We start from the raw sequence: 12,598 nt of genomic DNA, 5'->3' as shown, positions 1-12,598 counted from the left end.
AGCAGGGCAATTCACGACCGGGTCCGAGTGCGTTGAGTTCGATTACGGCCAGATACGTTCCTCTGCCTGGCGCGGTTGCCGCCGGCTGCGAACGCATGGTTCATCCGACCGTCACGGACGAGGCTGAGCGCCAGCGCCAGCGCCGCTTCATCGGCGTCATGCTCGCCACTCCCTTCCTCGCCGCGGGTGCGGCGGTGACGCTGGTCACCTCAAGTCTGGGCGCCGCCGTTACCGTGGCTGCGATCTTCGGCGCTTTCGGTCTGTGCTGGTTCGCAGCGCTTCTGGTTGCCGCCACCGGACGCATGACGCTCGCCGGCCGTGCCTCGGTGGCGACGGGCGGCCTCGCGCTTGCTGGCGCAATTGCCGCGGCGGGTGGTCTGGCGTCGCCGGTCGCGCTGCTTGCCGTGGCTTTGCCGGTCGAGTCTTGGTGGATCGCCGGGTCGCGCCGCGCAGCAATTTCGGGCGCGCTGGCGGCATTCGGCGCCATCCTGCTGCAGCCTTTCGCAAACCAGTTCCTGCCGCTCGGCGAGTCCGCGATCGCCGGTTGGCACTGGCTGCTGCCGCTTGCCTGGGCGCTTACGCTCCTGCCGCGCGCGGCGGCCTTCGCCAATCCCGCCGACGCGCGTCAGGCTGAGCCTGCGGTGGACCGTCTCGAAGAGACGATCGATGCCGTCGTGCTGCGCGTCGGCCGCCAGGGCGAGGTGCTCGACGCTTCGGCCAAGGCGCGTTCCATTCTGAAGTTGGCGCCGGAGCTTCTGCTCGGCGCGGGCTTGTTCGAGCGCGTCCATCTTTCCGATCGCGTCGCCTATCTCACCGCGCTCGCGGACATGCGCGAGGGCGCGCCGAAGCGCCGGCTCGACCTGCGCATCCGCTTGCCGCGCGACGGTGGCGGCTCGGCCGACAATTTCCGCCCGTTCCGCCTTGAATTGCTGCGCGGCGCGCGAGAGCAGGACATCTTCACCTTCGTCCTTCGTGAGAATGACGAGGTCGCCGCGCTCCGCGAAGAGCTTGCCACGGCGAGGGAGGCTGCGGCTGCCGCCGAAGTGGCCAAGGGGCGTTTCCTGGCGGTGGTCAGCCACGAGCTGCGCACGCCGCTCAATGCCATCATCGGCTTCTCCGACATGCTGCTGCACGAGATGTTCGGCGCCTTCCGCGATCCGCGCCAGAAGGAATATGTCGCCCTGGTCAGGGAGTCCGGCCAGCATCTTTTGTCCGTCGTCACCTCAATCCTCGATGTCTCGCGCATAGAGGCAGGCGCCTATGCCACCGAGCTCGAGCCGTTCCGCTTCGCCGATGCCGCCGACATGTGTCGCTCGATGATGCGGCCGCTGGCGGAGGCCAAGAGCATCGCGCTCGGCGCGCAGATCGCGCCTGACGCCGGCGAGATCAATGCCGATCGCCGCGCCGTGCAGCAGATCCTGATCAATCTCGTTTCGAACGCCTTAAAGTTCACGCCTGACGGCGGCAGCGTGGTGATCGGCGCCAAGCGGGTCGGCTCGCGGCTGCATTTCTGGGTGAGCGACACCGGCATCGGCATCGCCGAAGAGGATATGGCCAATCTCGGCAAGCCGTTCATGCAGATCCAGAACGGCTATACGCGCCGCTTCGAGGGAACCGGGCTCGGCCTGTCGCTGGTCAAGGGGCTGGTGGCGCTGCATGAGGGCACGATGTCGATCGAGAGCGCCCCGGGCGAAGGCACGACGGTGACGATCAGCCTGCCGGTGAACGGACCGAAGCGGCGCTCGGGCGCGCCGGCCGACGTGCTGCCGGTGCCGATTGCAAAGCCGAAGGGGGATGCAAATGGGGACAGCAATGGCTCGCTCCGCAAGACGGCCTAAAGTGGTCGAACCCGAGCGCGGGTTGCTTGCCGAGAGCGCTGGGGCGCTCGGCCAGATGATCTCGCGCAATCCGGTTCTGGTCGGCGGCTCGACCGCCTTCCTGGTGACGCTCTTCTACGTTTCGGCCAACGCGCTCTGGTACCAGCCTTTTCCGCACACGGGCGCCTTCTTCGCCACCAGGAGCATCGAGAATTTCCCGCATGCCGTCTCGGATGAGCCGGAGACCACCATCAACATCGTGCGGCAGGCGCAGCCCGCTCCCAAGCCCGATCCGGTCGTCCAGCAGGTGCAGGGCATATTGAAGGACCTCAATTTCTACGACGGCACCGTCGACGGCCTCACGGGCCCAGCCACGCGCAAGGCCATCCAGGCCTATCAGCTCAAGGTCGGGCTGCCCGCCTCCGGCGATGTCGACGGCGCGCTGCTCGATCAGCTTGGCGCCAGGCAAACGACTGCGGCCATTCCGCATCCGGCCCCGAGACCGGCCGATAGGGCGACGGCCCAGGCCGCCGGACCAGCGGCCATTCCGGTCGCCGCCCAGGCCAGCGGCGCAACGCAGGCGCCCGACGCCCGCATCGTCAAGATCCAGGCTGGCCTGAAGGCCTTCGGCAATGACGATATGCAGCTCGACGGCGTCGTAGGCGCCCGCACCAAGTCTGCGATCAAGGAATTCCAGGCGCTGTTCGGCCTGCCCGAGACCGGCGAGCCGGACGAAGTGGTCTATGCCAAGATGCGCGAGATCGGCCTGACAAACTGAGGGCTGCCGGCTTTTCGGTTCCATTGCCGATGCTGTAAGGAACCGGGCATGCCATCCGGAACCCTGCCATGCGCGTGACTACCGATCTGTGGGTATCGGCCCTTCTGCGCCGTGTCTTCACCGCCGGCGGTTTTGCTGCCGTGGTCAAGCGCGGCGCGACCGAGGCCGGCGCCGTCTTCGTGTTGTCTCGCGGCCGGCTGGGCGAGGTGGCTCTGTACGGACCGGCGCCGCAAACGAGCTACGATTCGGCCAAGCCCGACGAGCGCTTCTTCACCTTGCTCGATTCTGGCGACGATAGCTCGGCATTTGATGCAAGGCTGGAAAAGGAAAAGAGATTCGATCCCGACATCTGGGTGGTCGAGATCGAGGCCGGCTCCGTTCCGGTCGCGGAGCTTGTGTCCGTGAAGGCGGAATAGAGGCGGCGGCCCGCGTCCCGACCGGCCACGGAAACGCTGTGCACTTCCCTGGAATTGGGTCAGGACGCCTTGCGGCCGGCGGCCTTGTCATCGCTGTTCGATGCGTGGCGCCCTGTCTCGATGGCATTGCCGCGGATCGCCCGAGACAGCGTTTCGGCTTTCCAGGCCCGCACCTTGTCGAGCGCTGCCTCGCGATGCAGCAGCCGATAGCGGTCGAGGAACAGACGGATTGCCTGGGGATGCGGAAACTCGCCAGGATGGACCGCGACCGCGATCAGGAAGGCCCTGTCTTCGCTTAGGTCGAGCGCCTTGAGCGCCGCAAGCAGCGCTGCGTAGCCCGATTGCTCGGTGATCGAGCGGGCTGTGGCAAAATCGATGTCGAGCGCATCGGCAAGCGCCGTCTGGAAGAAAGCAAGGTTGCCCGTCAGCGCCGTCTCGCGCAGCTTCAGATAAGTCGGCTGTCCGAGGAACAGGTTGACAGCGGCACTTTCGCCGGCGGGCCGCATCATCGAGCGCAGGCGTCGCCGCGCGCTTTCCTCAGACACGCCGGGATCCGGGCGGTTGTCTTCTGTTGCGGAAGCGGCCGGTTTCACCGGCGCGATCTTCGTGACCGTCTCCGGCGGCCGCGTGTTGACCAGCGTCGGCTTCTCCAGCGCGCGGATCAGGTGGGCGATGGTTGCGTTGAGTTCCTTGCGGCGAGCGATTGCGCGCGCGTGCGGCAGGCCATGGCGGCCGATCAGCGCGATGAGGTCGATGTCGCTCAGCGCGTTCGAGCGGGTAAGCAGCGGCGCCGCGATCTCGACCGGCTCCTCGGCCAGCCGCCGCACCAACGCGGCCGGCGCATATTCGCATTCGGAAAGGGCGGCGGCGACATAGCGGCGCGATTCGACCGACACTTCGTCGAACAGCGGCAGCGTCAGATCCTCGAGTTGGGCGATTTCGCGCCGCGACGGGCGCGTCAGCGAGCAGAAGGCCGACACGGCGGCGCGGAACAGCCTTTCGGCTTTTCCCGCTTCGGTCCGGATAGCGATGTGCCTGAAATCCGAAGAAGACACGGAGGATACGCCCGATACTCGACACAGACCCGGCCCCGCGCCTCCGGCCGGGCCGGTTTCGCGTCTCCAGGGAACAAACATCAAATTAGCCGCGATCCGTTAGCGCTCCGTTAACCCTCTGCCCGCCTTAATCGACTTTGGAGGCGTTGCGTTGTGCTCCGGTCAAACCGAGAGGAATACGCGAACCATGGGCATGGTCTTGTCTTTCGTGCCGCGAGCGGCACCCGTCAATCGAGTAACCCACGACACCGACACGGCAGCGGCTGTCATCATCTTCCCCGGCGTCCGCTATGAGCCACAGCCGCAGGTCGGCGCGGCGCGTCCGGACGGCCCGGACAAGCCTGGGTCGCCACGGCCACTAGTGCCGCATCACTGAGCTGACTCTTCAGTATTCCTGCAGCTCGCAGGCACTCTGTTCGAGAAAGCGCGACACGATCGGCTTCCAGCTATCGTCCGGCACGAAGGCGCGGACGACAAAGATTCCCTCCTCGATCGGCGCCTCGACAAAGATCGCGCCCTGCAAGTCCTCGGGAAGATCGCGCCGCACGTCGATCATCTGCGCCGGTGTCAGCACCACGGCATCGAGCTTTTCGCTGTTCGCATTGTGGTCGTTGAAGGAATAGATGTTATGGCCGCTGCGGTCATAGACCGAAGCCGACCAGAACGGCACGTTGCCGGGCGCCCGGATCCGCACCAGCCCGTCGGCGAGATTGAAGCGGCAGGCGGCCGCGTAGAACATGGGGTCGACCGACTTCACCACAGGTGCACCGCCGGCCTCCGCGTCCAGGCGCGTCATCTTGTAGAGGTCGGAGGCCATTGCCAGCCGCGACCAGGCATCGCGCTCGGAAAATTCCGGCACCAAAAACAGCACCGCGATATGCACGATGCCGGCGCCGAGCAGACCGAGGACCAGGGCGTGCAGCAGGCTACGCATGGCAGCCCGCCTTCAAAATGCGCGGCAGCGTCACGTCGGAAAGCCCGGTGCTGCTCGCGATCGGCGTGTCGTAGAAGGTCAGCACGAAATACATCTTGCCGAAGCCGGCCGTCAGCAGCCAGTTGCCCGGGGCAGGGCGGTCGCCGACGGAGATGACGACCGAATTGTCGGGCCGGCGCAGCACTTCGTAGGATTGCAGGGCCGCCTGTCTCGCCTTGCCGGTGTCGATGACGCCGAGCGACTGGTCGGCGGCATAAAGCGTCCAGAACCGGGCCGTCGGGTAGCCGCCTTCGATCGAATAGGCGCATTCCCGCTTCAGCGGCTGGCCGGCTGCGTCGCGCTCGGCGACGAAGGACAACCCCTCCGCCCGGCCGAGCGCCAGCACGCCCTCACGCGCCACGCGCGCTTTGGAGTAGGGGTCGGAGCCTTCCGTGCCGATTTCAGGAAAAGCTGTCCATTGGCCGATGCGGATCGCGCCGACGCCGTCCTGCGCGTTGAGCGCGTACCAGACGCTGCCGCCGCCAAGGCCGATGGCCATGGCAAGCGAAAGCAGCGTGAGGGAGACGGTCTTGAGCATGGAAGGCCGGAACTGAGGAGGTTGCCCGGGATATCGCGGCGCGGGGCCTCGTGGCAAGCCGGCTTGCCTTGGGCATGGCGATATTCAGGTGGTTGCGGCCTGCAGTAGTATGACGTTCCCATGTCGGCGACCGGCCTGTCACGGACAAGTCCGCACCGCGCCCCTTCTGATTCTCGGCGGCGCTGCACGTGGCCATCCAATCACTGACTTGTCAGGCGCCGATCCGATGCCTGTGCTTGCAGCCGCCGCCATTTCGTTCCACATCGGTCGGGATGAAGGGCGAGACAGGAGAGCGGCGTCGGAATTTGGCGTGGGCTTTGCCCGCATCGCTGATGCTGCATGCGCTGATCGCAGCGTTTCTGGTCTATACCTTGCCCAAGCCCGCCCAACAGCCGGATGAGGAACAGCCGGTCAATGTCGCGCTTGTGCCTCCGCCCGAGCAACCTAAGCCGAAGCCTCCGCCCGCACCGCAGCCGAACGAACTCAAGGCCGAGAAGCCCCCGGAACCGAAAGCCGAAAAACCGCCCGAGCAAAAAGTCGAAAAGCCTCCAGTGCCGGAAAAGCAACCGCCGAAGCCACCGCCGATCGCGGTGCTAAAGCCCGTTTTCCAATACGGCAACAAGGATACCGGCCCCAGGAAATCCCTGGATGGAGCCGGCAACCGGGACAACACGCCGTCGCCGGCCAAGGACAACGATACGAAGCCGCCTGCCGTGGCGAAGCCTGCACAGAAGCAATCCGCCGCGCCGGCCGATGCCGATCAGCCGGCAGATCACAGCACGGCTGACGAGAAGCCGGTAACCGCCGCGACGGACGCCGAGCCCGCCCAAAGTGAGGAGAAGGCAGCCCAGGACACGGACAAACAGCAGGCAGCCAAGCAAGAGGCAGGAGCGCCAACCGCCGAAAAGCAAACAGCCGCGGCGCCGACGCCGATGGATGCCAAGAGCGGTGGTAAAGTCGATCTTCCGGCGCCGGCCGAAAAGCAAAAGCCCAAGCAAGCAAATGCGCTGAAGTTCAGGCCCGCAAAGGTCTCGAAGTCCCGAAGCAAGAGCGCCGGAACGCCAGGTTCTACCAACGCCGCCGTTCCTGCGTCGCCGATCTATTCCGGCCTTCCGGGTGTTCGAAAGCTCTATTCGCAGGGCGCTACCGGCGATGCGCTGGCCACAAGCTCTATGAGCGAGGTGCCTCGCGACCAGCGGGTTGCCAACCTTTGCGGCAGCGTTTTGAACGAGGAATTGCAGGGCGCCTCCTATTCTCCCAAATGGCTGCCATCCATTCCGCTGAAGGTGGGCAATGTTCTTAACCCTCCGGTGGCCGCCTTCAGCACGGCAACCACATGGTACCGCCTAAGCTTCCGGTGCGAGGTCGACGCCGATGCGACAAGGGTCTTGTCGTTCAACTTCCGTGTCGGGGCTGAGATCCCACCCGGCGAATGGGCCGGGCTGAGATTGCCTAGTCTCCGCTAAGTATTTCACTCGAAAGTGGGACCGGTTTCGGGGCAAGCGCATGCGTCGAACGAAGGTTCAAAGCGCGGACAGCGTCTCCGGCAGGGTAGGTGCGTTGAGAGCGGGTGCCGCCTGGAAGGCTTTGGTCATTGCCCTCAGCGTCTGCGTGGTGCGGCTGGAAAGCACTGGCGGGCGCTCGGCCTCTGCCTGCGCCGCGGCATCGGCGGCCTCCTTCTTCGCCTCTTCCTCGGCCTTGGCCGCGACCTCCGGGTCGACCCAGGGATGATCGAGGCCAGGGATCGGCTTCAGATCGATGTTCTGGTGTGCATAGGCCATCAGCCGCTGCCAGACCATCGCCGGCAGCGACCCGCCGGTCATGTTGTTGGTCGGCGTGAAATCGTCATTGCCGAGCCAGACGGCGGCCGTGTAGTTGCCGGTGAAACCGACGAACCAGGCGTCTCGGTAGGACTGCGTGGTGCCGGTCTTGCCCGCGACGACGATGTTGGGAAGCTGCGCGCGCCGCGCCGTGCCGATCGCCGGCACCGCGGCCAGCATGGTGTTCATGTATTTCAGAGCTTTTTCCGACAGCACACGGTGCGGCGGCGGCGCGTCCTTGGCCCAGTCATAGACGACGTCGCCGGTGCGGGTAACGAGCTGCGTGATGCCGTGCCGGGAACCGACGAAGCCGTTCTGCGCGAAGACGCTGTAGCCTGTCGCCTGGTCCATCACCGTCATGAGGGACGTGCCGAGCACCATGGTCTTGTGCGATTCCAGCGGCGATTCGACACCCATGGATTCGGCCATCGCCTTGATCGGCCCGATACCGAGATAGTCCTTGGCGAGCCGCACCGGCACGGTGTTGATCGACTTGGCGATAGCCGTGAGCAGCGTGACGTTGCCGGCCGAGCCGCCATTGTAATTGTGTGGCGACCAACTGCCCCAACTGACGGCGCCGCCGGAAACCACCGAGTCCGGCGTGAAGCCGTGCTCCATCGCGGTGGCATAGACATAAGGCTTGAACGACGACCCGGTCTGCCGCAGCGCCTTGGTGGCGCGGTTGAACTGGCTGGCGCCATAATCGCGGCCGCCGACAATGGCGCGCACCGCGCCGTTGGTCTCGATCACCACCACCGCGCCCTCGGTAACGTTGTATTCCTTGCCGAACTGGCGGAGATGGAATTCGACCGACTCTTCGGCCGCTTTCTGGATATTGGCGTCGAAGGTCGTATGGGCGACCAGCGAGTGTTGGCCGGGCTTGGCGATCTTCTTGACCTCGTCGAAGGCCCAGTCGAGGAAATAGTCGGGGCTCTTCTGCTCGCCGCGGTCGACGACATCTGCCGGATGCAGCCGCGCCTGCAGCACCTGGCCTTCGGTCATGAAGCCGGCGTCGACAAGGTTGGAGAGCACCACATTGGCGCGCGCACGGGCGGCCGGCAGGTTGATGTGCGGGGCGTATTTGGTGGGCGCCTTGAACAGGCCGGCCAGCATTGCCGCCTCGGCGAGGTTCAGGTCCTTGACGCTCTTGCCGAAATAGAAATCCGCCGCCGCCTCGATGCCGAACGTGCCGCCGCCCATATAGGCGCGGTCGAGATAGAGCTGGAGGATCTCCTTCTTGGAGAGATTGGCCTCCAGCCAGAGCGACAGGAAAGCTTCCTTGATCTTGCGCTCCAAGGTGCGCTCGTTGGACAGGAACAGGTTCTTGGCCAGCTGCTGGGTGATGCTGGAGCCGCCCTGGACCACCGAATTGGCGCGCACATTCTCGAAGATCGCGCGAGACAGGCCGAGAACGTCGATGCCGTAGTGATCGAAGAAGCGGCGGTCCTCGGTCGCCAGCACCGCCTTGATGACGATATCCGGCATCTCGTCGACCGGCACGGAATCGCGCTGAATGATGCCGCGCTGGCCGATCTCGTTGCCGTAGCGGTCGAGGAAGGTGACGGCGAAATCGCCCTGGTTGCGCCAATCGCCGGCGGTGATCTCAAACGCCGGCATGGCCAGCGCCAACAGCACCACGAAGCCGCCGGCTCCCATGGTGAACCCTTCACTCAGCACCTCGATGATGGCGCGCCGCCAGCCATGCAGGCGGAAGCGGCGGGAAAAGATGGTTGCGGCCTCCCAGAATTCGCGCGCTTTGAAGCTGATCTCGTAGAGCGAGGAATCGAGCCACGCATCGACGGCAAGAGCCGCCGAGGCGATCCGGCCTCTTCTCTTGCGTGGTTTCGAAGGAGTTGGCATTCCAGACTTCCGCCCCAATGCGCTTTCGCCCGAAAACAGCATGCGGGCAGTTTCAGGTGGCACCCTGCCAAACTATTCGACCATTTTATCACTGCTCACAAGGGCAGCGAAGCCACAGCACAAGCTTTGTTGAATGGAGGTCAATCGGCCGTGAACGGCGGGTAGTCATCAGCGCGCCGCGATGAAGCGCATGAAATGCGCCACATCCGCTTCGGTCGGCTCCTGGCCGGTGAAGGAGCGCAGATAGGCGGCGAGATGGCTGACGCGGGCCTCGACCGGTTCCTTGAGGTCGAGCACGTAATAGCCGATCTGCATGTAGTAGAGCACACGCGCTCGGATGAAGGCGTCCTCGTCGTCGTAGCCGTGCCGGCGGTACATGTCGCGGATGGCGCTGAGGCGCTCGTCGTCGGCCTTGTCGATCATCTGCCGCACGTCTGCCGAGCGCCTCGCCCATTCGCGCACGGCGAAATCGAGCCTCGGGTCGAAGAGGCGCTCGTCGGCCCAGCATTCGAATACGTTCATCACGCCCATGATGATGGTTTCGGCGGGGCGCCGGGCGCGCTCGACGATCGCAGTGGTGTTGGTGTCGTGCCAATGCTTGAGCAACTGGTCGAGCAGATCCTGCCGGCTTTCGAAATACCAGTAGAAGCTCGAGCGCGACACGCCGAGCTTCTGGCCGAGGGTGAGCACGCGCACGCTCTCGATACCGTCTGAAACCAGCGTCTCAAGCGCCAGATTGATCCAGTCCGAGCGCGTGACCTTGATGTTGCCGAGAACCGGTTCGGCCTGCGGGGCGGTCATGATCATGGCCGCACAATAGGCATGGCGGGAAGCGGCGCGCAAGCGATCTGTACACTTGTGTCTAGACACTCCTGTACAGGACGTGTATCGTAAGGCTCTCCAACGAGAGGGAGAGGCTCGTGAAATCGCATTACCGGGCAGTCGTCATCGGGGGAGGCGTGGTCGGCGCCTCGGTGCTCTATCACCTGACGCGCTTCGGCTGGAGCGACGTGGCGCTTATCGAGCGCGCCGAGTTGACGGCCGGCTCGACCTGGCACGCGGCGGCCGGCTTCCATGCGCTGAACGCCGATCCCAATGTCGCGGCGCTGCAGGACTACACGATCAAGCTCTACCGCGAGATCGAGGCCGAGTCCGGCCAGAATGCCGGGCTGCACATGACCGGTGGCGTCAACATGGCAAGCGATCCGCAGCGCTGGGAATGGCTGAAATCGGCCTGGGCGGTGTTCCAGTCGGTGGGCATCGAGACGGCCCGCCTGGTGACGCCCGAGGAGATCAAGGAGATCTGCCCGATCGTCGATGTCAGCGATGTGCTGGGTGGCCTTTACGATTCCAACGAAGGCCATCTCGACCCTTACGGCACGACGCACGCCTATGCGGGCGCCGCAAAGAAGCGCGGCGCCGATGTGATCCTGCGCAACCGCGTAATCGAGCTCAGGCAGCGCGCGGACGGCGGCTGGGATGTGGTTACAGAGAAGGGCGCGATTGTCGCCGAGCATGTCGTCAACGCCGGCGGCCTGTGGGCCAAGCAGGTCGGCCTCATGGCAGGCGTCGACCTGCCGGTGACGCCGATGGAGCACCATTATTTCGTCACCGAGGACATTCCGGAGGTCACTGCCCTGGACAACGAGCTCGGCCTTGCCGTCGATCTCGACGGCTTCTCCTATCTTCGGCAGGAGCGCAAAGGCGTGCTGCTCGGTGTCTACGAGCAGAACCCAAAACATTGGAACATGGACGGTGCGCCCTGGGACTACGGCATCGAGCTGATCCCCGAGGACATCGACCGCATCAGCCCGGAGCTTTCGAAGGCGTATCAGCGCTTCCCCTGCCTGGCCAAGGCGGGCATCCGCAAATGGGTCAATGGCGCCTTCACCTTCACCCCCGACGGCAATCCGCTGGTTGGCCCGGTGCGTGGCTTGAAGAACTACTGGGTCGCCTGCGGCGTCATGGCCGGCTTCAGCCAGGGTGGCGGCGTCGGCAAGTCGCTGGCCGAATGGATGATCTACGGCGAGCCGCAGGCCGACATCTTCGGCATGGACATCGCCCGCTACGGCGCCTTCGCCGCCAACCGCGAGTATCTCAGGCAAACCACGCGCCAGTTCTACGCCCGTCGCTTCGTCATGACCTTCCCCAACGAGCGGCTGCCGGCGGGCCGGCCGCTGAAGCGGCCCGGCGCCTATGACGGCATGAGCGCGGCCGGCGCCGAGTGGATGGCCTCATGGGGGCTGGAAATCCCGGCCTATTTCGCGCCAATGGGTTTTCGCGAGGAGACGACGCTGAAACGCTCCAACGCCTTCGACATCGTTGGCGATGAGGTGCTGCAGGTGCGCCGCGCCGCCGGCCTCGTCGACACCACGGCCTTCTCGCGCTACGCCGTGTCCGGTCCCGGCGCCGAGGCCTGGCTCGACCGGCTGCTTGCCTGCAAACTGCCGAAGCCTCGGCGCGCGAAGCTTGCCCCGATGCTCGGCCATGACGGCAGGCTGAAGGGCGACCTTACCGTGCTCAACTGGGGCGGCGGCGACTACTGGATCATGGGCTCCTATTACCTGCGCGAATTCCACATGCGCTGGTTCGAGGCGCACACGGCGGACGGCGTCTCGGTTAACGACATCTCGGACGCGATGTCCGGCTTCCTGGTGACCGGGCCGAATGCAAGGAAGGTCGTCGAACGCACCACGCACCAGGACGTCTCCGCCAAAACCCTGCCGTTCATGGCCTGCGCCGAGTTCGACATCGGCATGGTTCGCGCCCGGGTCGCCCGGCTGTCGATCGCCGGCGAGCTCGGCTTCGAAATCAATTGCCCGGCCACCCTGCACGGGACGCTGCGCGAGACGCTGCTCGCCGCCGGCGAAGATCTTGGTCTCGCCGAGATCGGCTACTACGCGCTCAACGCGCTGCGGCTGGAGAAGAGTTTCGGCATCTGGTCGCGCGAGTTTACCCAAGGCTACACGCCCGGCCAGACCGGCCTTGACCGGTTCGTCGCCTTCGACAAGGGCGATTTTGTCGGCCGCGAAGCAGCTCTCAAGGAGCACAAGGCGGGCGTCGCCCGGCGGATCGTGACCCTGGAAGTCGATGCCGTCGACGCCGACGCCAGCGGTTTCGAGCCTGTCTGGCACAAGGGCCGGCGCGTCGGCTTCGTCACTTCCGGCGGCTACGGCTACACGGTTGGCAAGAGCGTCGCCCTGGCGTTGCTCGATGACGATTTCGCCGGGGAGGGGACGCAACTTTCCGTCCACATTGTCGGCGTCGAACGGCCGGCGCGCGTCATCGCGGCCTCGCCCTACGACCCCAAGGGCGAGGCAATGCGGCAATAGGGAGGATTG

Annotated in this window: 11 protein-coding genes; 6 read left to right on the top strand and 5 right to left on the bottom strand. The window is 65.2% G+C overall.

Translation table 11 applies throughout. From position 1 onward, the window contains the following. Nucleotides 1-95: 95 nt before the first annotated feature. From EJ078_RS06035 to EJ078_RS06025, 3 genes are all read left to right on the top strand, one after another. Entirely contained in the window at nt 96-1,838 is a 1,743-nt protein-coding gene (locus tag EJ078_RS06035; RefSeq protein ID WP_127403821.1) for a PAS domain-containing sensor histidine kinase, read from the top strand. Beyond that, the gene (locus EJ078_RS06030) at nt 1,813-2,595 is read left to right on the top strand and encodes a peptidoglycan-binding protein (protein ID WP_067320921.1); all 783 of its coding nucleotides are present in this window, start codon (nt 1,813-1,815) and stop codon (nt 2,593-2,595) included. The genes EJ078_RS06035 and EJ078_RS06030 overlap by 26 nt, the downstream gene beginning before the upstream one ends. A gap of 68 nt (nt 2,596-2,663) precedes the next feature. Further along, nucleotides 2,664-3,011: a DUF1491 family protein gene (locus tag EJ078_RS06025; RefSeq protein ID WP_127403822.1), complete on the top strand. Its 348-nt coding sequence runs from the start codon at nt 2,664-2,666 to the stop codon at nt 3,009-3,011. A gap of 59 nt (nt 3,012-3,070) precedes the next feature. Here the strand turns inward: EJ078_RS06025 and EJ078_RS06020 are convergent, their stop codons facing one another. After that, complete coding sequence (locus tag EJ078_RS06020) at nt 3,071-4,066, bottom strand: DUF2336 domain-containing protein (RefSeq protein ID WP_127403823.1); 996 nt, start codon at nt 4,064-4,066, stop codon at nt 3,071-3,073. A gap of 187 nt (nt 4,067-4,253) precedes the next feature. Here EJ078_RS06020 and EJ078_RS06015 point away from each other — a divergent pair, with 187 nt between their 5' ends. After that, on the top strand, nt 4,254-4,442 hold the full coding sequence (locus EJ078_RS06015) for a hypothetical protein (RefSeq protein WP_082953733.1): 189 nt from the start codon (nt 4,254-4,256) through the stop codon (nt 4,440-4,442). Nucleotides 4,443-4,451: 9 nt separating this feature from the next. On the opposite strand, the gene EJ078_RS06010 is transcribed toward EJ078_RS06015, so the two are convergent. Both EJ078_RS06010 and EJ078_RS06005 read right to left on the bottom strand, forming a co-directional pair. Next, on the bottom strand, nt 4,452-5,000 hold the full coding sequence (locus tag EJ078_RS06010) for a DUF1254 domain-containing protein (RefSeq protein ID WP_095827182.1): 549 nt from the start codon (nt 4,998-5,000) through the stop codon (nt 4,452-4,454). Continuing rightward, complete coding sequence (locus tag EJ078_RS06005; RefSeq protein WP_067320932.1) at nt 4,993-5,577, bottom strand: DUF1214 domain-containing protein; 585 nt, start codon at nt 5,575-5,577, stop codon at nt 4,993-4,995. Before EJ078_RS06005 ends, EJ078_RS06010 begins: the two co-directional genes overlap by 8 nt. A gap of 272 nt (nt 5,578-5,849) precedes the next feature. Here EJ078_RS06005 and EJ078_RS06000 point away from each other — a divergent pair, with 272 nt between their 5' ends. Continuing rightward, a complete protein-coding gene (locus EJ078_RS06000; RefSeq protein WP_127403824.1) occupies nt 5,850-7,043 on the top strand; it encodes a DUF930 domain-containing protein in 1,194 nt (397 codons plus the stop codon). A 57-nt stretch (nt 7,044-7,100) separates the two neighbouring features. Here EJ078_RS06000 and EJ078_RS05995 read toward each other — a convergent pair whose 3' ends face one another. Together EJ078_RS05995 and EJ078_RS05990 are read right to left on the bottom strand one after the other, a co-directional pair. Further along, nucleotides 7,101-9,257, bottom strand: coding sequence for a penicillin-binding protein 1A (locus tag EJ078_RS05995; protein WP_095800162.1), 2,157 nt, complete (start codon nt 9,255-9,257; stop codon nt 7,101-7,103). A 168-nt stretch (nt 9,258-9,425) separates the two neighbouring features. Then, nucleotides 9,426-10,064 (bottom strand): TetR/AcrR family transcriptional regulator, encoded by a 639-nt coding sequence (locus tag EJ078_RS05990; RefSeq protein ID WP_127403825.1) that lies wholly within the window; start codon nt 10,062-10,064, stop codon nt 9,426-9,428. A 113-nt stretch (nt 10,065-10,177) separates the two neighbouring features. Here EJ078_RS05990 and EJ078_RS05985 point away from each other — a divergent pair, with 113 nt between their 5' ends. Next, nucleotides 10,178-12,589 (top strand): FAD-dependent oxidoreductase, encoded by a 2,412-nt coding sequence (locus EJ078_RS05985; RefSeq protein WP_127403826.1) that lies wholly within the window; start codon nt 10,178-10,180, stop codon nt 12,587-12,589. The last annotated feature ends 9 nt before the right edge of the window (nt 12,590-12,598 follow it).

Origin of the sequence: Mesorhizobium sp. M1A.F.Ca.IN.022.06.1.1, assembly GCF_003952605.1 — a bacterium.
Classification (GTDB): domain Bacteria; phylum Pseudomonadota; class Alphaproteobacteria; order Rhizobiales; family Rhizobiaceae; genus Mesorhizobium.
Note: the sequence above shows the minus strand (reverse complement) of the source record. Positions and strands in the feature narration are given on the sequence as shown.